Source organism: Pseudomonas putida, assembly GCF_001941965.1.
Classification (GTDB): Bacteria; Pseudomonadota; Gammaproteobacteria; order Pseudomonadales; family Pseudomonadaceae; genus Aquipseudomonas; species Aquipseudomonas putida_L.
The window spans coordinates 86,455-107,412 of the sequence record NZ_MKZO01000002.1; the positions used below are offsets into that span (position 1 = coordinate 86,455).

The 20,958-nt window shown below is 64.1% G+C and carries 20 protein-coding genes; 9 read left to right on the top strand and 11 right to left on the bottom strand.

The features are described from left to right. The 5 genes from lepA to rpoE form a co-directional block, all read right to left on the bottom strand. Entirely contained in the window at positions 1–1,800 is a 1,800-nt protein-coding gene (gene lepA / locus PSEMO_RS01225; protein WP_075801365.1) for a translation elongation factor 4, read from the bottom strand. Positions 1,801–2,078: 278 nt separating this feature from the next. After that, positions 2,079–3,458 carry a DegQ family serine endoprotease gene (locus tag PSEMO_RS01230; RefSeq protein WP_256720924.1) on the bottom strand — a complete coding sequence of 460 codons (1,380 nt, stop codon included), beginning with the start codon at positions 3,456–3,458 and terminating at the stop codon, positions 2,079–2,081. Positions 3,459–3,772: 314 nt separating this feature from the next. Beyond that, positions 3,773–4,738, bottom strand: coding sequence for a MucB/RseB C-terminal domain-containing protein (locus PSEMO_RS01235; protein ID WP_075801367.1), 966 nt, complete (start codon positions 4,736–4,738; stop codon positions 3,773–3,775). Between the two features lie 26 nt (positions 4,739–4,764). Next, positions 4,765–5,358 carry a sigma-E factor negative regulatory protein gene (locus tag PSEMO_RS01240; RefSeq protein ID WP_075801368.1) on the bottom strand — a complete coding sequence of 198 codons (594 nt, stop codon included), beginning with the start codon at positions 5,356–5,358 and terminating at the stop codon, positions 4,765–4,767. Between the two features lie 31 nt (positions 5,359–5,389). Continuing rightward, the gene (rpoE, locus tag PSEMO_RS01245) at positions 5,390–5,971 is read right to left on the bottom strand and encodes an RNA polymerase sigma factor RpoE (RefSeq protein WP_003252049.1); all 582 of its coding nucleotides are present in this window, start codon (positions 5,969–5,971) and stop codon (positions 5,390–5,392) included. A 458-nt stretch (positions 5,972–6,429) separates the two neighbouring features. On the opposite strand from rpoE, the gene nadB reads away from it, so the two are divergent. Continuing rightward, a complete protein-coding gene (gene nadB, locus PSEMO_RS01250; protein ID WP_075801369.1) occupies positions 6,430–8,046 on the top strand; it encodes an L-aspartate oxidase in 1,617 nt (538 codons plus the stop codon). Here nadB and PSEMO_RS01255 read toward each other — a convergent pair. Both PSEMO_RS01255 and PSEMO_RS01260 read right to left on the bottom strand, forming a co-directional pair. Next, complete coding sequence (locus PSEMO_RS01255; RefSeq protein ID WP_075801370.1) at positions 8,015–8,467, bottom strand: protein YgfX; 453 nt, start codon at positions 8,465–8,467, stop codon at positions 8,015–8,017. The genes nadB and PSEMO_RS01255 overlap by 32 nt on opposite strands. Continuing rightward, a complete protein-coding gene (locus PSEMO_RS01260) occupies positions 8,451–8,705 on the bottom strand; it encodes an FAD assembly factor SdhE (RefSeq protein WP_075801371.1) in 255 nt (84 codons plus the stop codon). Before PSEMO_RS01260 ends, PSEMO_RS01255 begins: the two co-directional genes overlap by 17 nt. A 145-nt stretch (positions 8,706–8,850) precedes the next feature. Between PSEMO_RS01260 and ygfZ the strand changes: the two genes are divergently transcribed. Beyond that, complete coding sequence (ygfZ, locus tag PSEMO_RS01265) at positions 8,851–9,780, top strand: CAF17-like 4Fe-4S cluster assembly/insertion protein YgfZ (protein ID WP_075801372.1); 930 nt, start codon at positions 8,851–8,853, stop codon at positions 9,778–9,780. Positions 9,781–9,840: 60 nt separating this feature from the next. Further along, on the top strand, positions 9,841–10,650 hold the full coding sequence (locus tag PSEMO_RS01270; protein WP_075801373.1) for an HDOD domain-containing protein: 810 nt from the start codon (positions 9,841–9,843) through the stop codon (positions 10,648–10,650). Between the two features lie 102 nt (positions 10,651–10,752). Here the strand turns inward: PSEMO_RS01270 and PSEMO_RS01275 are convergent, their stop codons facing one another. Then, positions 10,753–12,135, bottom strand: a complete 1,383-nt coding sequence (locus PSEMO_RS01275) for a sensor histidine kinase (protein WP_075801374.1) — start codon at positions 12,133–12,135, stop codon at positions 10,753–10,755. After that, positions 12,128–12,799 carry a response regulator gene (locus PSEMO_RS01280; RefSeq protein ID WP_075801375.1) on the bottom strand — a complete coding sequence of 224 codons (672 nt, stop codon included), beginning with the start codon at positions 12,797–12,799 and terminating at the stop codon, positions 12,128–12,130. The genes PSEMO_RS01275 and PSEMO_RS01280 overlap by 8 nt, the downstream gene beginning before the upstream one ends. 201 nt (positions 12,800–13,000) lie before the next feature. On the opposite strand from PSEMO_RS01280, the gene PSEMO_RS01285 reads away from it, so the two are divergent. The 5 genes from PSEMO_RS01285 to PSEMO_RS01305 all read left to right on the top strand — a co-directional run bounded on the left by PSEMO_RS01285 (position 13,001) and on the right by PSEMO_RS01305 (position 18,410). Next, positions 13,001–14,290, top strand: coding sequence for an OprD family porin (locus tag PSEMO_RS01285; RefSeq protein ID WP_075801376.1), 1,290 nt, complete (start codon positions 13,001–13,003; stop codon positions 14,288–14,290). Positions 14,291–14,319: 29 nt separating this feature from the next. After that, entirely contained in the window at positions 14,320–15,306 is a 987-nt protein-coding gene (locus tag PSEMO_RS01290) for a Bug family tripartite tricarboxylate transporter substrate binding protein (RefSeq protein ID WP_372239086.1), read from the top strand. Positions 15,307–15,399: 93 nt separating this feature from the next. Then, complete coding sequence (locus PSEMO_RS01295; protein ID WP_075801378.1) at positions 15,400–15,858, top strand: tripartite tricarboxylate transporter TctB family protein; 459 nt, start codon at positions 15,400–15,402, stop codon at positions 15,856–15,858. Position 15,859: 1 nt separating this feature from the next. After that, a complete protein-coding gene (locus PSEMO_RS01300) occupies positions 15,860–17,374 on the top strand; it encodes a tripartite tricarboxylate transporter permease (protein ID WP_075801379.1) in 1,515 nt (504 codons plus the stop codon). Beyond that, positions 17,367–18,410 carry an AbrB family transcriptional regulator gene (locus PSEMO_RS01305; protein ID WP_075801380.1) on the top strand — a complete coding sequence of 348 codons (1,044 nt, stop codon included), beginning with the start codon at positions 17,367–17,369 and terminating at the stop codon, positions 18,408–18,410. Before PSEMO_RS01300 ends, PSEMO_RS01305 begins: the two co-directional genes overlap by 8 nt. A gap of 100 nt (positions 18,411–18,510) precedes the next feature. Here PSEMO_RS01305 and ung read toward each other — a convergent pair whose 3' ends face one another. After that, positions 18,511–19,203: a uracil-DNA glycosylase gene (gene ung, locus PSEMO_RS01310; protein WP_075801381.1), complete on the bottom strand. Its 693-nt coding sequence runs from the start codon at positions 19,201–19,203 to the stop codon at positions 18,511–18,513. A gap of 129 nt (positions 19,204–19,332) precedes the next feature. Here ung and PSEMO_RS01315 point away from each other — a divergent pair, with 129 nt between their 5' ends. Then, complete coding sequence (locus PSEMO_RS01315) at positions 19,333–20,439, top strand: enoyl-CoA hydratase/isomerase family protein (RefSeq protein ID WP_075801382.1); 1,107 nt, start codon at positions 19,333–19,335, stop codon at positions 20,437–20,439. 16 nt (positions 20,440–20,455) lie between these two features. Here the strand turns inward: PSEMO_RS01315 and PSEMO_RS01320 are convergent, their stop codons facing one another. Then, a complete protein-coding gene (locus tag PSEMO_RS01320) occupies positions 20,456–20,875 on the bottom strand; it encodes a hypothetical protein (protein ID WP_075801383.1) in 420 nt (139 codons plus the stop codon). Between the last annotated feature and the right edge of the window lie 83 nt (positions 20,876–20,958).

Here is a 20,958-nt window from a genome sequence, read left to right on the forward strand (position 1 = left end):
CTAGCTATCCAACCGGAGCACGGCGAGGAAGGCTTCTTGTGGAATTTCCACGTTGCCCACCTGTTTCATGCGTTTCTTACCAGCCTTCTGTTTCTCCAGCAGCTTGCGCTTACGGCTCACGTCGCCACCGTAACATTTGGCCAGTACGTTCTTTCTGAGCGCCTTGACCGTGGTCCGGGCAACGATCTGGCCGCCAATGGCTGCCTGGATCGCGACATCGAACATCTGCCGAGGAATCAGTTCCTTCATCTTCTCGGTCAACGCGCGACCTTTGTAGTGCGCGTTGTCGCGGTGCACGATCAATGCCAGGGCATCGACCTTGTCGCCGTTGATCAGTACATCGAGCTTGACCAGGTTGGCCGACTGATAACGGTCGAAATGGTAATCCAGCGAAGCATAGCCACGGCTGGTGGATTTGAGGCGGTCGAAGAAGTCGAGGACCACTTCGTTCATCGGCAGGTCGTAGCGCACCTGCACCTGCGAGCCGAGGAACTGCATGTCGCGCTGCACGCCACGCTTCTCGACGCACAGGGTGATGACGTTGCCCAGATGCTCCTGCGGCACGAGGATGGTCGCGGCGACGATCGGCTCACGGAAGTCTTCGACCGAGGACACGTCCGGCAGTTTCGACGGGTTGTCGACGTAGATGGTTTCGCCGGTCTTGAGCTTGACCTCGAAGATTACGCTCGGTGCGGTGGTGATCAGGTCCAGGTCGTATTCGCGCTCCAGGCGCTCCTGGATGATCTCCATGTGCAGCATGCCAAGGAAGCCGCAACGGAAGCCGAAGCCCAGGGCGTCGGAGCTTTCCGGGGTGTACTGCAGCGACGAGTCGTTCAGGGTCAGTTTCTGCAACGCATCACGAAAATCTTCGAAATCGTCGGAACTGACGGGGAACAGGCCGGCATACACCTGCGGCTGGATCTGTTTGAAACCTGGCAGCACTTCGACTTCGGGGGTCGAGGACAGGGTCAGGGTGTCGCCCACTGGCGCACCGAGAATTTCCTTGATGCTGGCGATGATGAAGCCCACTTCACCGGCCTTGAGGTCGGCGGTGACGGTATGTTTCGGGGTGAATACGCCGACGCTGTCGACCAGGTGCACCTTGCCGGTGGACTTGACCAGGATCTTGTCGCCCTTCTTCACGCGGCCGTGGCGCACGCGAACCAGGGACACGACGCCCAGGTAGTTGTCGAACCAGGAGTCGATGATCAGCGCCTGCAGCGGTGCGTCGATCTCGCCTTCCGGCGCCGGGATGGTCTGCACCAGGCGCTCGAGCACCTCGTCCACGCCCATGCCGCTCTTGGCCGAGCAGGCCACGGCGTCGGTGGCGTCGATGCCGATGATCTTCTCGATCTCGTCCTTGACGCGGTCCGGGTCGGCCTGGGGCAGGTCCATCTTGTTCAGGACCGGCATGACTTCCAGGCCCTGTTCGATGGCGGTGTAGCAGTTGGCGACCGATTGCGCCTCGACGCCCTGGCCGGCATCGACCACCAGCAGCGCACCCTCGCAGGCGGCCAGCGAGCGGCTGACTTCATAGGTGAAGTCGACGTGGCCGGGGGTATCGATGAAGTTCAGCTGGTAGGTTTTGCCGTCGCCTGCCTTGTAGTGCAGGGTGACGCTGTGGGCCTTGATGGTGATCCCGCGCTCGCGCTCGAGGTCCATGGAATCGAGGACCTGCGCCTCCATCTCACGGTCGCTCAGGCCGCCGCACATCTGGATGAACCGGTCAGCCAGGGTCGACTTGCCGTGGTCAATGTGGGCGATGATGGAGAAATTGCGGATATGACTCAAATCACTCACGGATCAACACTCAAAAAGGCCGCGGGCCGGACGCCCGCCGAAAAATAGCCGGGAATTGTACCTGATGCCGAAGGGTTGTGGGAGATTCGTTCGCCGGGGCGGTCTGTTTGTCGAAGCGGCAAGCTTCAAGCTTCAAGCTGCAAGAAACAGCAGTTCGCGGCGTTTCTACAGCTCTTTGCAACCTCGCCCCACATAAAAGCGAAAAGCTGCAAGAAGAAGCGGAGGCAACGCAATCCGCTCTTTCTTGCAGCTTATGGCTTACAGCTTGTGGCTATCTGTTATTCGGCGAGCTTGAAGGTAATGAAGCTCGCACGCCCCTGGCGCAGCACGCGCATGGACACCGAACGGTTCTTCGGCAGCTCCTTGGCGATCTCGGTGAACTGCTTGGCCGAGGTGATCGCCTGGTTGTTCAGGTGGCTGATCACATCGCCCGGACGCAGGCCGATCAGCGCCGCCGGACCATCCTGGACGTCCTTGATGACCACGCCGCCCTGCAGTTCGAGGGTTTTCTTCTGCTCGGCGGTCAGGTCCGACACGCTCACGCCCAGACGGTTGCTGCTGCGCTCCACGGCGCCGCCCGGGGTGGTGGTGACTTCGGCATCTTCATCCGGCAGTGCGCCGATGGTCACGTCGAGGTCCTGGCGCTTGCCGTTACGGATGATTTCCAGCTTGGCCTTGGCGCCATCCTTCAGACCGCCGACCAGATGCGGCAGGTCGGCAGACATGACGATCGGCTGGCCATTCAGGCTGAGGATCACGTCACCCACCTGCAGGCCGCTTTTGGCTGCCGGGCCGTTTTCCAGGACCTGGGCCACCAGGGCACCGGCCGGTTTGTCCAGGCCGAAGGATTCAGCCAGGTCCTTGTTGACCTCCTGGATCACCACGCCCAGCCAGCCGCGGCTGACCTTGCCGTCCTTCTTCAGTTGGTTGGAGACGTCGATGGCGACGTCGATCGGGATGGCGAACGACAGGCCCATGAAGCCGCCGGAACGGGTGAAGATCTGCGAGTTGATACCCACCACTTCGCCGTTCATGTTGAACAGCGGGCCACCGGAGTTGCCCGGGTTGATCGCCACGTCGGTCTGGATGAACGGCACGTAGGTGTCGTTCGGCAGGGTGCGGCCCTTGGCGCTGACGATACCCTTGGTCACCGAGTGATCGAAGCCAAATGGCGAACCGATGGCCAGTACCCACTCTCCAACCTTGAGTTTCGACGAGTCGCCCAGTTTCACGGTCGGCAGGTTCTTGCCCTCGACCTTGAGCAGGGCCACGTCGGTGCGCGGGTCGGTGCCGACCAGCTTGGCCTGCAGTTCGCTGCGGTCGGAGAGGCGGACGATGATTTCATCGGCGTCGGCGATCACATGGTTGTTGGTCAGCACATAGCCGTCATCGGAAATGATGAAGCCCGAGCCCAGCGACTGCGCTTCGCGCTGGCGGTCACCGCGCGGCTGGCGTGGTTGCTGCGGGATGCTGCGCTCGAAGAACTCGCGGAACATCGGCGGCAGGCCTTCCAGGTCCGGCATCTGCCCGGTGGCATACTTGCGCTCCGGCAGCTTCTGCTTGGTACTGATATTCACCACCGCTGGCGAGGCCTGCTCGACCAGGGTGGTGAAGTCCGGCAGGGCTTCGGCTTGCGCAGCGGCCATCTGGCCGAGCATGAACACGGCGGCAAACAGCGATAGATAGGATTTCAAGCGTGGTATTGACATACGGCTCCCGTCACAACGAGCGTGGTTAAGCAGTAGGGACCTGCCAATGAAAAAGGCCCGGCGGCAACCCGAAGGCTGCGACCAGGCCTGGAACATCGGCATTTCTTGAGGCTGCAACAGCAGGAAAGGCCAGACCCCGGAAGGCCTGACCTATAGAAAAAACTGGATGGATTTGCAAACTTGAAGGCTTACCAATCATGTCAGCGGCTCTGGAACATGCCTTTCATCCTTTGTCGTCCATGTACGTGTGCCACTCCAGATCGTTACTTGCTTGCCTGGGCGTCCTGCGGGCGCATCGACAAGGCCACGCGTTCGGCGGTACCGATGGGGATTTCCCCCACCACCGTCACCATCACTTCGCCTTTAGGCGTCGTCAGTTGCCGCGAAACCGCAACCGTCGGACCGAGCTGGGTGCGCGTGTCGAAACCGCCACCGCCGTCCAGCGCCTCGAGGAACACCGAGAACCGCGCCAAGCCGTCGTCATACATTAGACTGCTGACGCTGTGTTTGCCGTCGGCATCCTTGCGCACGCTGCTGTTGACCAGTTCGAAGCCCGGCGGCAGCCAATCCGAACGCCAGCCGGCAACCGCCTCGTGGGCCTCGCCATCGGCCTGGGCAACCCCCCGGCAATTGGCGCTGGGCCTGAGTTCGGCGTCGTCGGGAATATCGCGGGTGTCCAGACGGGTGAACTGGAAGCGCTCCAGCAACTGCTCCTTGTCGTTGATCAACAGGGACTTCAGCGGCAAGGCGGTCTGCTTGTCCAGATGCAGCTCGAAGGCATAGCGGTGCTGATCACGCGGACGCAGGGTCACGATCACTACATCGCGCCCGGCAACCCGGGATTGCCCGGCAACGCTCAGATCGTACCAATTCATCAGCTTCAGGGGGTCGAGCACACGTGCCGACGACTGCGTCGCGTTGCCCACTCCGGCAACCAGGGCTCCGCTCACGCACTGGGTCCGGCCATCCACGCGCACGACTTCCTGGGCCGGGCCATCGAGTTGCAGGAGCCGCTCGCTGACCTTGCCGTTCTGGACGCGATGCCAGATATCGTGGGTGGAAAAACTGCCGTTGCGTTCGTAAACGAAAGTACCCTGGTAACTCTGCTCCTGTTCGGCCCGGGCCAGTCGGTTGAGCCAGTCAGCGGCTTCGGTCGACGAGTTGGCGGCATGGGCCGGCAAGATCAGACAGCCGCTGAGCAGGAGCGGTATGAGAGGTAGCGCGCGCATGATCCTCCTTACGGGTGTACCAGGTCTCAGCGATTTTCCAGGCTGGCGGCACGAGCGTATGGCAGCGCGCTTTCAGTACCTTTCACGGCAGCTTCCTGAGCGTGCTGGCGCAGGTAGCCTGGCAGACGCTGGTCTTGCCAGCCGCTCTGGCCTTGCAGAACACCGTTGGCCATCGGGCCTGGAGCCTGCTCGGAGCTTTCGCTGTAACCGGCCAGGACTGCCGGGCCCTGTACCTGTGGGGTCACCAGCCCTTGGGTAGCCGGTTGCTGGGCAGCCAGCTGCGCACCGGTGATTTCGTCCTGGTTGTACAGGCGAACACCCGCCAGCACCGCGAGGGTGACCGAGGCCGCCACGGCCAGGCGACCGACACTGCGCCATGGGCCGCGAGCGACCTTGGCGGGCGTGGCTTCGTCGGCCAGCGCTGCGGAGACTGCCGAGGCGATGTCCAGTTTCGGCATCAGCAGTTCCTTGTGCATCGCTGCACGGGCTACCTGGTAACGCGACCAGGTGGCACGGGTTTCGGGGTCGTCGACGGCACTCAGTACCCGACGCAACTCCAGTTCGTCCGCTTCGTTATCCATCACCGCGGACAGCGATTCCTGCAAAGCTTCACGACTCATGGCGGTTCCTCTCTTGGCTGTCGCCGCTGTCTCAGGTTTCCTGCAACAGAGGCTGCAGGGCTTTGTCTATGGCCTCCCGAGCGCGGAAAATCCGAGAGCGCACGGTACCCACCGGACACTGCATGACGCTGGCAATGTCCTCGTAACTCAGACCATCGAATTCACGTAAAGTTAACGCCGTACGCAAATCTTCTGGCAGTTGCTGGATGGTTCGATGGACGGTGCCTTCGATCTCATCGCGCAACAGCGAGCGTTCGGGGGATTCGAGATCCTTGAGGCCATGATCGCCGTCGTAAAACTCTGCATCCTCAGAACTCACATCGCTGTCCGGTGGCCGCCGACCGCGGGACACCAGATAGTTCTTCGCCGTGTTGATCGCAATCCGGTACAGCCAGGTGTAAAACGCGCTGTCACCCCGGAAATTGCCAAGAGCACGGTAGGCCTTGATGAACGCTTCCTGCGCCACATCCTGGGCCTCATGGGTGTCGTGCACGAATCGCACGATCAACCCGAGAATCTTGTGCTGATACTTCAGCACCAACAGATCGAAAGCTCGCCTGTCGCCGCGCTGTACGCGCTCGACCAGCTGCTGATCCTCTTCCTGGGTTAGCATGGACACTCCTCGGTGAACCTGGAGGAGTGTCGCTTTGGCCATCGTTCAGGCTTGCAACCATAGACTCGGGCTTTGTGCAAAAGTTCTCCCCCTCCAGACAAGTTTCCTGCGGCCCTTGATTGGCTCGCACGAAAAACGCAGCGCGGTCGTGGCCGGCTGCGTCGATAAATCAGTCTTCTATACATGGGCAACGGCTGAAACCGGCTGTTGCCTCCCGTCATCACGGCTGCTGACCTACAGGCAACCCTCTATGGATATTCATGATTCCAGGAAAGTTCCCACATGATGCAGGCAGAACTGTGTCATGACATGGAAATCAAGGTGTCGGGACTGCTATAAAGGCACCCCACCCAGATTCACGATAGTTTCACAATGCCATAAACGCTTGACCATTGTGCCGATACCACTGCCCTTATTCCAGTGTCCTACGTGGTCGCCCCGCGCGGAAAATCCAAGACATGAGCCAACAATTACAACATGACGTCCTCGTGATCGGCAGCGGTGCCGCGGGCCTGAGCCTTGCGTTGAACCTGCCATCGCACCTGCGCATCGCCGTCCTGAGCAAGGGCGACCTGGCCAACGGCTCGACATTCTGGGCCCAGGGCGGCGTCGCCGCGGTGCTCGACGACACCGATACCGTGCAATCCCACGTGGAAGACACCCTCAATGCCGGCGGCGGCCTGTGCCATGAAGACGCCGTGCGCTTCACCGTCGAGCACAGCCGCGAGGCGATCCAGTGGCTGATCGACCAAGGCGTGCCCTTTACCCGCGACGAGCACGCCAGCGTAGACGACGGCGGTTTCGAGTTCCACCTGACCCGCGAAGGCGGCCACAGCCACCGGCGCATCATCCATGCTGCCGATGCCACGGGTGCGGCGATCTTCAAGACCCTGCTCGACCAGGCCCGCCAACGCCCGAACATCGAGCTGCTGGAACAGCGCGTGGCGGTGGACCTGATCACCGAACGCCGCCTCGGCCTCGATGGCGAACGCTGCCTGGGCGCCTACGTGCTCAACCGCGCCAGTGGCGAAGTAGACACCTTCGGCGCGCGTTTCACGGTGCTGGCGACCGGCGGCGCGGCCAAGGTCTACCTCTATACCAGCAACCCCGACGGTGCCTGCGGCGACGGTATCGCCATGGCCTGGCGCGCCGGCTGCCGGGTAGCCAACCTGGAATTCAACCAGTTCCACCCTACTTGCCTGTATCACCCGCAAGCCAAGAGCTTCCTGATCACCGAGGCCCTGCGCGGCGAAGGCGGCCTGCTCAGGCTGCCCAACGGCGAGCGCTTCATGGAACGCTTCGACCCGCGCGCCGAACTGGGCCCGCGGGACATCGTGGCCCGGGCCATCGACCATGAAATGAAGCGCCTGGGCGTCGATTGCGTGTACCTGGACATCAGCCACAAGCCGGCGGAGTTCGTCAAAAGCCACTTCCCCACAGTCTACGAGCGCTGCCTGACCTTCGGCATCGACATCACCCGCCAGCCGATCCCGGTGGTCCCGGCGGCCCACTACACCTGCGGCGGGGTGATGATCGACCAGGACGGCCGCACCGACGTGCCGGGCCTCTATGCCATCGGCGAAACCAGCTTCACCGGCCTGCACGGTGCCAACCGCATGGCCAGCAACTCGCTGCTGGAATGCTTCGTCTATGGCCGCTCGGCGGCGGCCGACATCGTTGCCCAGCTCGATCAGGTCGAGATGCCCAGGGCCCTGCCCTGCTGGGACGCCAGCCAGGTCACCGACTCGGACGAAGACGTGATCATCGCGCACAACTGGGACGAATTGCGGCGGTTCATGTGGGACTACGTCGGCATCGTGCGCACCAGCAAGCGCCTGCAGCGCGCCGAACACCGGGTGCGCCTGCTGCTGGACGAGATCGACGAGTTCTACAGCAACTACAAGGTCAGCCGCGACCTGATCGAGTTGCGCAACCTGGCCCAGGTTGCGGAGCTGATGATTCACTCGGCGATGCAGCGCAAGGAGTCCCGCGGGCTGCATTACACCCTGGACTATCCGGGGATGCTGCCCGAGGCGCTGGACACTATCCTGCAGCCGCCCACCTTTTCCGACTGAACTTCAAGCGCAGCCGCAGGCGCCGGTGCTGCACCGGCTCCAGCGCGTCATGGCCGATGCACTGGCTGCGGGCGAACCACTGTCCCGCCCGTCGAAACCTCAATATGACCAACCCCGGCAGCGCCATGCTGTCGGGGCGCAGCTGTACCGGGTGCCAGCCACGGGCGGCGCTCCACAACTGCCAGCCAAGGGCATCGCGGCGCAGGCCGGTGATCGCATGGGGGTGAGTCAGGAGAATCTGCCGTGGAATGACCCAGCAGGCATGGCCCAGGCACAGCGCCAGGCCGAAAACGCATAACGGCAGGGGAATCGCCAGCAGGCTCAGGGCCGTGATGGCCAGCGCCAGGCAGGCAAGGTAGAGCGCCAGCAGGACCTTCGAGCCCTGCCAGCGACACTCGAAGCGGTCACTTGGGCTGGACACGGTCCAGGATGATGCGGACCATGCGTTGCAGCTCCGGATCTTCCGACTCGGTGCGCTCCATGAACCAGCCGAACATGTCCTGATCCTCACAGCTCAGCAGACGCACGTACAGTTCGCGGTCCGTCTCGTTCAGGGTCGGGTAGACCTCCTGGGTGAAAGGCACCAGCAGTACGTCCAGCTCCAGCATGCCGCGGCGGCTGTGCCAGAACAGGCGGTTGAGTTCAGTTTGATCGACCATGGGGCCCTCCTCGGAAAGGCGGCCAGTATACAGAGCGAACCGGCGAAGGGCACACGGCGTTGGTCGAGTGGGCCGTGAGTCTGCTACCTATTTTGCCCATCGCACTCTATGATGGCCGCCAGTCCTGAATTACCTGCGATGAACCATGGCCGATTCCGCTTTTTTCTGCACCCTGTCCCATGAAGGTGTCCTCGCCGTCCGCGGTTCCGATGCCGGCAAATTCCTGCAAGGTCAGCTGACCTGCCATCTCGGTTATCTCGACGAACGCACCTCCAGCCTCGGCTCGCGCTGCATGCAGAAGGGCCGGATGCAGTCGAGCTTCCGCATCCTGCCGGAAGGCGACGGCTTCCTCCTGGCGATGACCCGCGAACTGCTCGAGCCACAGATGGCCGACCTGAAGAAGTACGCGGTGTTCTCCAAGGCGAAGCTGACCGACGAGAGCGACGCCTGGGTACGCTTCGGCCTGACCGGCGGCGACGCTGCCCTCGCCGCCCTGAACCTCGAAGCCCCTGCCGAAGCCGGCGCCACGGTGCGTCACGACGGCCTGATCGCTGTTCGCGTCTCCGACGACCGCGTCGAACTCTGGGCCCCTGCCGTCCAGGCTGACGCCGTGCGCACCCAACTGGTCGCGCATCTGCCCGAAGGCGAGCTGGACGACTGGCTGCTCGGCCAGATCCGTGCCGGTATCGGCCAGGTCATGGAGCAGACCCGCGAGCTGTTCATCCCGCAGATGATCAACCTGCAGGCCGTTGGTGGTGTGAGCTTCAAGAAAGGCTGCTATACCGGGCAGGAAATCGTCGCGCGCATGCAGTACCTGGGCAAGCTCAAGCGTCGCCTGTACCGCCTGGCCCTGGCTGAAGGCGAAATGCCGGCGCCGGGCAGCGAGATCTTCTCGCCGACCCACGCCTCGTCGGTTGGCGAAGTGGTGATCGCCGCCCGTGGCGAGCTGCTGGCCGTGCTGACCGCCGATTCCGTGGAAGACGGCAACCTGCACCTGGGCAGCCTCGAAGGCCCGCGCCTGAGCCTGCTGACCTTGCCTTACGAACTGGACCGCGACCGCGAGATCCAGCGCTGAACCCGCCCTGCCCCGCCGCGTGCCGGCGGGGCCATCCCTGAACGCGGGAGAAAGACACGCATGAACACGCTGGCCAAGATGGTGCAAACGCAGTTGCTGCGCGCCATCGACAACGACGACCTGGTCCTGCCGACCCTGCCCGAGGTTGCCTTGAGCATCCGCGAAGCCGCGGAAGACACCGAGATCAGCGTCGCCGACCTGAGCAAGGTCATCGGCCGCGACGCCGCCCTGGCCGCGCGCCTGATCAAGGTGGTCAACAGCCCGCTGCTGCGGGCGATCACCGAGGTCACCGACCTGCAGACCGCCATTACCCGGCTTGGCGTCAACTACAGCTGCAACCTGGCGATCGGCCTGGTGATCGAGCAGATCTTTCACGCCCGCTCGGAGACCGTTGAACAGAAGATGCGCGAAATCTGGGCGAAAAGCCTGGAAGTGGCGGGCGTCAGTTATGAACTGGCTGCGCGTTATACCGAGTTGAAGGCCGACCAGGCAGCCCTGGCCGGGCTGGTGCACCAGATCGGCGTGCTGCCGATCCTCACCTATGCCGAGGAACACAACGAGCTGCTGTCGGACCCGGTGTGCCTGAACCATGTGATCGAGCAGATCCACCCGGTGCTGGGGGACAAGATCCTCAGCGTCTGGGAGTTTCCGGATCAACTGGCCAATCTGCCGGGGGAAGTGCAGGACCTGGACCGGCACTCGGCGCAGGTGGATTACGTGGATATCGTGCAGATTGCGCGGGCCTTGTGCGACAACACCGGGCGCGAGCGGCCTGCCACGGTATTGCCAGCCTATCGGCACCTGGCGGTGCCGGCGGCGGGGTTGTTCTCGGAGGATGACCTGCTCGATGCCAGACTGATGTTCAGATGAAATCCTGACGGCCTCATCGCTGGCAAGCCAGCTCCCACAGGGTTCTGCAGCGACGCGGACACTGTGGGAGCTGGCTTGCCAGCGATGAGGCCCTGAAGAACACTACTGGACCGGATTGAAACTGACCCGAACCTTCAATCCACCCTTCTCCCCATCGTGCAGACTGATCTCTGCCAGATGCGCCCGGCAGATCTCCCCGACGATCGCCAACCCCAGCCCAGTGCCCTGCACCCCACGCCGGTAGAAGCGTTCGAACACCTTCTCCCGCTCCTCCGGCGGAATCCCCGGCCCGTCATCCTCGACTTCCAGCTCGCACGGCGCGGTGACCCGCAAAATCACATTGCCGCCCTTGGGCGTATGGGCCAGGGCGTTGTCCACCAGGTTGCTCAACAACTCGTTGAGCAAGGTCGGCTCGCCCTTCACCCACACCGGCGCCTCGGCCTCCAGGGCCAGGGCAATCCCCCGGGCATGGGCCAGTGGCGCCATGGCCATGCCCAGTTCCCGGGCCAACTGGCTGAGATCGAGCAGCTCCGCGCCACCCTCGGCCACCGCCCGCGCACCATTTTCCACCCGCGCCAGGGACAGCAACTGGTTGGCCAGGTGGGTCAGTTTGTCAGTGCTCTGCGCGGCATCCTCGAGGGTTTCCCGCCACACCTGCGGCGCCTGCGAACGCAGGCCCAGCTCGACCCGGGCCTTGAGCACCGCCAGCGGCGTGCGCAGTTCGTGGGCGGCATCGGCGATGAACTGGCCCTGGCGCTCGAACTGCCGGCGCAAGCGCTCGGTAAAGTGATTCAAGGCCCGCACCAGCGGCCCCAGCTCATGCTGCACCTCCACCTCCGGCAATGGCCGCAGGTCATCCGGCTGGCGCTCTTCCACCTCGCCGCGCAGCCGCTCCAGCGGACGCAACGCCGCACTGACCGCGAACCACACCAGCAACAATGCACCGAGCGCCAGCATGCCCAGGCGCAGCAGGGTGTCGGCCATCAGGCTGCGAGCCATGCGCACCCGCGCCTCGGTGGTCTCGGCCACGCGGATCTCGGCCATGCCGCTCATATTCGGGTCGGACATCGCCTTGAGCAGGCTGACCACGCGCACGTCCTGGCCGCGGTAGCTCGCATCGTAGAACCGCGCCAGCGCCGGATAGTCATCGGTGCGCGGCGTACCGGGAGGTGGGCCGGGAATGTTCTCGTAGCCGGAAACCAGGCGCCGCTGGGTGTCGTTGACCTGGTAGTAGATGCGCCCGACGCTGTCGTAGTCGAAGGTGTCGAGGGCGACGTAGGGCACGTCGGCGCTGAGGGTGCCATCGCGCTGGAACAGGCCGGCGGCGATGGTCCGCGCCGAGGCCAGCAGGGTGCGGTCGTAGGCGATGTCGGCCGCCTCGCGACCGTTCCAGTAGGCGCTCAGGCCGCTGGCGATCATCAGCACCACCAGCAGCAGCGCCAGGTTCCACAGCAGGCGCCCGCGCAGGCTGCCGACGTTACGCATCACGGTGCTCGAGCAGGTAGCCGAGGCCGCGGAAGGTGACGATGGCCACCGCATGCCCGTCGAGCTTCTTGCGCAGGCGGTGGACATAGATCTCGATGGCGTCGGCGCTGGCTTCCTCGTCCAGGCCGAACACCTGCGAGGCCAGTTGCTCCTTGCTCATCACCCGGCCGGGACGGGCGATCAGCGCTTCCAGCACCGCCTGCTCGCGGGAAGTCAGGGTCAGCAGTTCGTCATTCAGGGTGAAGCGCCGGGTATCCAGGTCATACACCAACGGCCCGCAGCGCTGCTGGCGCTCGCCCCCGAGCACGCTGCGGCGCAGCAGGGCCTTGACCCGGGCTTCCAGCTCGGTCAGTTCGAACGGCTTGGCCAGGTAATCATCGGCGCCGAGATTGAGCCCATGGACCCGGTCCTTGACGTCGCTGCGTGCGGTCAGCATCAGCACCGGCACGGTCTTGCCGCGGGCACGCAGGCGCGCCAGCACCTCGAAACCGTCCATCCGCGGCAGGCCCACGTCGAGCACCGCCACCGCGTATTCCTCGCTGGCCAGGGCCAGGTCGGCCGCCACCCCGTCGTGCAGCACATCGACGGTCAAACCCGTGCTTTTCAGGGCCTGGGCCACGCTTTCGGCCAGTTGCAGATGGTCTTCGACGAGCAGCACTCGCATGGGTTTCTCCCGGTCGCGTCGCGTTCAGTGGCGCGGAGTTTACAGAGGAAGCGGCCCCTGTGAAGCCGGCGCAGGAATGAAAGTGAATTGAAAGGTTAGCGAAAGGTTGAGCCCCTAGCATCGCTTCACGGCTTCTTCCGGGAGTCGAAGAACGAACCACAGTGTTCGACCAAATAAGAACAATAAACGGGGTTTATCCAGATGCTGTCAGCACAGCCTCGGGCGTTCGCGCCTATCCGTCGTCCTTTTTCCAGCCGTCACTCCCTCGCCAGCGCCATCGCCCTGTGCAGCGTCGCACCGCTGAGCCAGGCCGCCTTCATCGAAGACAGCAGCGCCACCTTCGAAACCCGCAACATGTACTTCAACCGCGACTTCCGCGACGGCACCAGCGCCCAGCAATCCAAGCGCGACGAGTGGGCCCAGGGCTTCATGCTCAACCTGCAGTCGGGCTACACCGAAGGCACCGTCGGCTTCGGCGTCGATGCCCTGGGCATGCTCGGGGTCAAGCTCGATTCCAGCCCGGACCGCACCGGTACCGGCCTGCTGCCGACCCACGATAACGGCCGCGCCGCCGACGAATATTCCAAGCTCGGCCTGACCGGCAAGGTGAAGATCTCCGCCACCGAGCTGAAGATCGGCACCCTGATCCCCGAACTGCCGACCCTCAAGCCCAACGACGGGCGCATCCTGCCGCAGACCTTCGAGGGCGGCCTGGTGACCTCCAAGGAGATCAAGGGCCTGACCTTCACCGGCGGCCGCCTGGAAAAGGCCAAGGACCGCGATGACACCAACAAGGAAGACATCGCGCTGAACAACAAGAACGGTCGCTTCCTCGGCACCGTCGCCGGCAACCACTTCGACATGGCCGGCCTGGACTACAAGTTCACCGACCGCATCACCGGCAGCTATCACTTCGCCCAGCTCGACGACGTCTACCGCCAGCACTTCGCCGGCCTGACCGCGACCCAGCCATGGGGCCCGGGCACCTTCGGCGCCGACCTGCGCCTGGCCCTCAGCGATGACCAGGGCCAGGCCCGCGGCGGCAAGATCGACAACACCTCGCTCAACGGCATGCTCAGCTACGGCCTCAACGGCCACAAGTTCAGCGCCGCCTACCAGAGCATGTCCGGCGACAGCGCCTTCCCCTATGTGGATGGCTCCGACCCGTACCTGGTCAACTTCGTCCAGATCAACGACTTCGCCGGGGCCGACGAGCGCTCCTGGCAAGTGCGTTATGACTACGACTTCGCCAAACTGGGCGTTCCTGGCCTGACGTTCATGACCCGTTATATCAACGGCGACAACGTCAGCCTGGCGAACGGCAGTGAAGGCAAGGAATGGGAACGCAACACCGAGCTCAAGTACGTGGTGCAGAACGGCACGTTCAAGAACGTGGCTGTCCGCCTGCGCAACGCCACCTACCGCTCCAGCTTCGCCCGCGACGCGGACGAGGTCCGGCTGCTGGTGAGCTACAGCGTCGCCCTGTGGTAATCCGCCTATAACAACTAAAGCTACGGAGACTGAAGATGACCTTTTCACTGCGCCGAATCGCCATTGCCACCGGCTGCCTGCTGTTCGCCGGCCAGGTCCTGGCCGCCGAACCGAAACGCCCTGAATGCATCGCCCCGGCCTCGCCGGGCGGTGGCTTCGACCTGACCTGCAAGCTGGTGCAAAGCGCCCTGGTCAACGAGAAGATCCTGACCAAGCCAATGCGCGTCACCTACATGCCCGGCGGTGTCGGCGCGGTGGCCTACAACGCCGTGGTCGCCCAGCGCCCGGGCGATGCCGGGACCCTGGTGGCCTGGTCCAGCGGCTCGCTGCTGAACCTGGCCCAGGGCAAGTTCGGCCGTTTCGATGAAAACGCCGTGCGCTGGCTGGCGGCGGTCGGCACCAGCTACGGTGCCATCGCAGTGAAAAAGGACTCGCCCTACAAGACCCTCGACGATCTGGTCGCGGCCCTGAAGAAGGATCCGGGCAAGGTGGTGATCGGTTCCGGCGGCACCGTCGGCAGCCAGGACTGGATGCAGACCGCACTGATCGCCAAGGCCGCCGGGATCAACCCGCGCGACCTGCGCTACGTCGCCCTGGAAGGCGGCGGCGAAATCGCCACCGCCCTGCTCGGTGGTCATATCCAGGTCGGCAGTACCGACATTTCCGACTCCATGCCGCATATCCAGAGCGGCGACATGCGCCTGCTCGCGGTGTTCTCCGAGCAGCGCCTGGACGAGCCGGAGATGAAGGACATCCCGACCGCCAAGGAACAGGGCTACGACATTGTCTGGCCGGTAGTGCGCGGTTTCTATGTCGGGCCGAAGGTCAGCGACGAGGACTACCAGTGGTGGAAAGCCTCGTTCGACAAACTGCTGGCGTCCGAAGACTTCGCCAGGCTGCGTGACCAGCGCGAACTGTTCCCCTTCGCCATGACCGGTGAAGAGCTGGACACCTACGTCAAGAAGCAGGTCGCCGACTACAAGTCGCTGGCCCGGGAATTCGGGTTGATCCAGTAACCGCAATCGCTGGCTTGCCAGCGATGAGGCCCTCAAGACAGCCAAAATGCCTCCGGCATTGCCTGAAATCACCCTCCCCAAGAGGATTTCTTGATGATCCTGCAACGCATCTTCGCCCTGGCCCTGCTGGCGGTCTGTGCCGCCCTGGCCGTGATGGCCTGGCCCTACCAGGCCGCCTTCTCCTATGAACCGGTGGGCCCGCGCGCCTACCCGCTGCTGATGCTCGGCCTGATGGGCCTGGCCCTGCTCTACCTGGCGTTCCGCCCCACGCCCATCGTGCGTGGCGAGGACGAGCCCGAGCTGGACCGCGAAACCCTGAACAAGATCGGCCTGTGCGTCGCCCTGCTGCTGGTCTTCGCCGCGACCTTCGAAAGCCTCGGCTTCATCATCAGCAGCATTCTCGTCGGTGTGCCCATGGCCCGGCTGTACGGCGGTCGCTGGTCCTCCAGCGCACTGATCGTGGGCCTCATGAGCATTGCCCTTTACGTACTGTTCGACCGGGTAATGGACGTACCACTGCCCCTCGGCCTGCTCGACGTCGTGGAGAATTGATATGGATACCTTGAGTTACCTGGGCCAGGGCTTCGGCGTGGCCCTCAGCCCGTACAACCTGGTCACCGCCCTCAGCGGCACCCTGATCGGTACCGTGGTCGGCCTGCTCCCGGGCCTGGGCCCGATCAACGGCGTGGCCCTGCTGATCCCGATCGCCTTCGCCCTCGGCCTGCCGCCGGAGTCGGCGCTGATCCTGCTAGCCGCGGTCTACCTGGGCTGCGAATACGGCGGGCGGATCAGCTCGATCCTGCTGAACATCCCGGGCGAAGCCTCCACCGTGATGACCACCCTCGACGGCTACCCGATGGCCCGCCAGGGCCTGGCCGGCGTAGCGCTGTCGCTGTCGGCCTGGAGTTCGTTCATCGGCGCCTTCATCGCCACCTGCGGCATGGTTCTGTTTGCGCCGTTATTGGCGAAATGGGCAATCGCCTTCGGGCCCGCGGAGTACTTCGTGCTGATGGTCTTCGCCATTGTCGCACTGGGCGGCATGGCCGGTGACAAGCCATTGAAGACCTTTATCGCGGCCCTGATCGGCCTGTTCCTGTCCAGTGTCGGCATCGACGCCAACAGCGGCGTGTACCGCTTCACCGGTGACAGCGTGCACCTGGCCGACGGCATCCAGTTCGTCGTGCTGGTGCTGGGCCTGTTCTCCATCAGCGAAATCCTCCTGCTGCTGGAAAAGACCCACCACGGCCATGAAGCGGTGAAAGCCACCGGGCGCATGTTGTTCAACCTCAAGGAAGCGGCCTCGGTGTTCGTGGTGAATATCCGTTGCGGCCTGCTCGGCTTCATCATGGGCGTACTGCCCGGCGCCGGCGCGACCCTGGCCAGTGCCGTGGCCTACATGACCGAGAAACGCCTCGCCGGTGCCAGCGGCAAGTTCGGCAAGGGCGACGCCCGCGGCCTGGCCGCGCCGGAAACCGCGATCGGCGCGTCCTGCTGCGGTGCCCTGGTGCCGATGCTGACCCTCGGCGTTCCGGGTTCCGGCACGACCGCAGTGATGATCGGCGCCCTGACCCTGTACAACATCACCCCCGGCCCGCTGCTGTTCGAACAGCAACCGGACATCGTCTGGGGCCTGATCGCCTCGCTGTTCATCGCCAACATCATGCTGGTGATCCTGAACATCCCGATGATCCGCATCTTCACCCGCATCCTTGCCGTACCGAACTGGGCGCTGGTGCCGGTGATCGCGATCATCACCGCGATCGGCGTCTACGCCGTGCACGCCACCACCTTCGACCTGTTCCTGATGGTCGGCATCGGCATCATGGGCTACATCCTGCGCAAGCTGGACTTCCCGCTGTCGCCGATCCTCCTCGGGTTCATCCTCGGCGGGCTGATGGAGCAGAACCTGCGCCGTGCGCTGTCGATCTCCAACGGTGCCCTGGACATCCTCTGGTCGAGCCCGATCAGCCTCGCGGTCTGGGCGGTCACTGCGCTGATGCTGGCCCTGCCGCTGATCCGCATCTGGCGTCGTCGCGTCCTGCAGCGTCGCGCCCTGGCCAATGTCTGATTCATCCTTCAGGCAATGGTGGGCAACCCCGCTGGTCGGCCTGGCCGGCGGGTTCGCGGCCAGCGCCATCGGCTGGCCGTTGCCGTTCATGGTCGGCTCGCTGCTGGCGATCATCCTGGTGCGCTGCCTGACACCCTGGCAGCTCGCCGAGATTCCCGGCGGACGCAAATGCGGGCAGTGGATCGTCGGCATCGGTATCGGCCTGCATTTCACCCCGCACGTGGCCGAACAGGTCGCCAGCCATTTCGGCCTGATCTTTTTCGGCGCGCTGATCACCAGTCTTTCCAGCGTGGTCGGCGTCTGGCTGCTGCGGCGTACCGGTGAAGATCGCGCCACGGCGTTCTTCTCCAGCATGCCGGGCGGTTCCGGGGAGATGGTCAACCTCGGTGCGCGCAATGGTGCCAACCTCAGCCGCGTGGCAGCGGGACAGAGCCTGCGGGTGCTGGTGGTGGTGCTGTGCGTGCCGGCGGCGTTCAAATACTTGCTGGGTGAAGGCGTGCCTTTGAGCCATGCCGGAGCGGTGGACTGGGTCTGGCTGGCCGTGGTGTTTCCTCTCGGCGGGCTGGTGGCCTGGGGTTGGCAGCGCTTGAAGCAGCCCAACCCGTGGCTGTTCGGGCCCTTGCTGGTGGCGGGTGTCGCCAGTATCGGCTGGAACCTGCACCTGGGGTTGCCGGACGGCGCCAGCCAAATCGGCCAATGGCTGATCGGCAGTGGCCTGGGTTGTCACTTCAACCGGGCGTTCTTCCGCCGGGCGCCGTCGTTTCTCGCCCGGACCCTGGCGGCAACGGCACTGACCATGGGCATTGCCGCGATCGCCGCCCTGGCGCTGAGTGCGGCGACCCGGCTGGACCTGCGCTCGCTGACCCTGGGCATGATGCCTGGCGGTATTGCCGAGATGAGCCTGACGGCAGAGACGCTGCAACTGTCGGTGCCGCTGGTGACGGCGTTGCAGATGATGCGCCTGCTGTTCGTGCTGTTTCTGGCAGAGCCGTTGTTCAGGCACTGGATGGCGGGGGACGCCGAAAGGCCGGTGTAAATACTGATGGCCTCATCGCTGGCAAGCCAGCTCCCACAGGTTACGCGATCCCTGTGGGAGCTGGCTTGCCAGCGATGAGGCCCTCAGCAACAACAAGACTTTAAAGGGCAGGCACCTGCCAATCGATCGGCGCTATCCCGTGCTGTTCGAGGAACTTGTTGGTCCGGCTGAAATGCCCGCAGCCCAGGAACCCGCGATACGCCGACAGCGGCGACGGGTGCACCGAGGTCAGCACCAGGTGCTTGCTGGCATCGATCAGCTTGCGCTTGCCCTGCGCATGCGAGCCCCACAACAGGAACACCGAGTTCGGCTGGTGCTCGCTGACCACCTGGATGATCCGGTCGGTGAAGAACTGCCAGCCCTTGTTGGCATGGGACGCGGCGTTGGCGCGCTCCACGGTCATGGTGGTGTTGAGCAGCAGCACGCCCTGGTCGGCCCAGGATTGCAGGTAACCGTGCCGCGGAATCTCGATGTTCAGGTCGCGGTGCAGTTCCTTGTAGATATTCACCAGCGACGGCGGCGTCGGCACCCCCGGCTGCACCGAGAAACACAGGCCGTGGGCCTGGCCCGGGCCGTGGTACGGGTCCTGGCCGAGGATCACCACTTTCACCTGGTCCAGCGGCGTAGAATTCAGGGCATTGAAGATCAGCGGGCCGGGCGGGTAGATCTCCTTGCCGGCGGCCTTCTCCTGGCGCAGGAATTCACGCAGTTCGTGCATGTAGGGCTGGTCGAATTCGGCGCGCAGGGCCTCCTTCCAGCTGGGTTCGAGCTTGATGCGGTCGTCGTCGGTCATGGGGTCATCCGGTGAACAATGGGGCGGACACTAGGAAAGCTCTTCCCTCTTGTCAATCGATCCGACCGGCAACCGCCGCGATCTGGCACAGCGACCATACTTGTCAGCTCCACCCGAGCGAGGTCTTCCATGGCTGTGCAGTTCGAAGTTCTGACCGGTGTCGATGGCGCCCGGCTGGCCATCGCCACCCTGGATGCGCCGGCAAGCCTGAATGCCCTGTCGCTGCCGATGATCGAGCAACTGGGCACGCACCTGCGGGCCTGGGCGCAGGACCCGGCGATCGTCTGCGTGTTGCTGCGCGGCAACGGCAGCAAGGCCTTTTGCGCCGGCGGAGAGGTCCGCCAACTGGTCGAAGCCTGCCGCGCCCACCCCGGCGAAGTTCCACCGCTGGCGGCGACCTTCTTCGCTGCCGAATACCGCCTGGATTATCTGTTGCACCATTATTCCAAGCCACTGCTGTGCTGGGGCCACGGCCATGTGCTGGGTGGCGGCATGGGCCTGTTGCAGGGTGCAGGGGTGCGAATCGTCACGCCATCGAGCCGGCTGGCGATGCCGGAGATCAGCATCGGCCTGTACCCGGATGTCGGTGGCAGCTGGTTTCTCTCGCGCCTGCCCGGACGGCTGGGCCTGTTCCTCGGCCTGACCGGTGCGCCGATCAATGCCCGCGATGCCCTCGACCTGGGGCTTGCCGACCGCTTCATGAAAGAAGACCAGCAGGACCAGTTGATCGACGGCCTGCTGCAACTCAACTGGCAGGAACAGACCACCCTGCAGTTGAACAGTCTGCTCAAGGCCCTGGAGCAGGAGGCTCGCGAACACGTGCCGGCGGCGCAGTGGCTACCGCGCCGGGAACAGATCGACCGGGTGCTGGATGTCAGTGATCCGGCCTGTGCCTGGCGGGCCATCGGGCAGCTCGAACATCAGGCCGATGTAGTCCTGGCCAAGGCGGCGGGAACCTTGCTCAAGGGCTGTCCGTTGACCGCCCATCTGGTCTGGCAGCAACTGCAGCGCGCACGCTACCTGTCCTTGGGCCAGGTGCTGCAAATGGAATATGCGATGAGCCTGAACTGCTGCCGTCACCCGGAATTCAGCGAAGGCGTGCGCGCGCGATTGCTGGACAAGGACAACGCGCCGCGCTGGCACTGGCCGGATATCGCGCAAGTGCCGGCCGCAGTGGTGGAAGCGCATTTCAGCAAGGTATGGGAAGGAAGACACCCCCTCGCCGATCTGGCGTAGGGGGTGTCAGACTCACTCAGTGATAACGGCCGCGACCGCGGTCGTCCTGGTCACCCTGGCGATTCTGACGGTCTCGCCAGTCGCCGCGGTTGTCGCGATGGCCGCGGTTGTCACCGCGGTCATGGTCGCGTTCCCAGCCACGGTTCCAGCCGTGGTTGTCGGGACGTCCCGGTCCGCGTGCATCCCAACCGCCACGCGGTGGCGGCGCAGGACGGTAGTAAGGCACCGGCGCCGGACGGTAATAGCGCGGCGCCGGCGTGTAATAGCGCGGCTGCGGCGCAACGTAGTAGCCACGGTTGTAGCCATAGGGATAGGCCGGATACGAGTAACGATCAACGGAATAGACATCGGTTCGATAGTAGCCACCGCCCCCATAAGGCGCACAGGCGGCAAGCATCAGACCCATTACGGCAAGCAAAGCAAGTCGGCGATACATGGCGGCCTCCTGGACCGCGAAACTGCCACTCCCAGCGGCGCTGGTCGGCGTCGATCGGCAAGCGTTCATCGACACAGAATCTG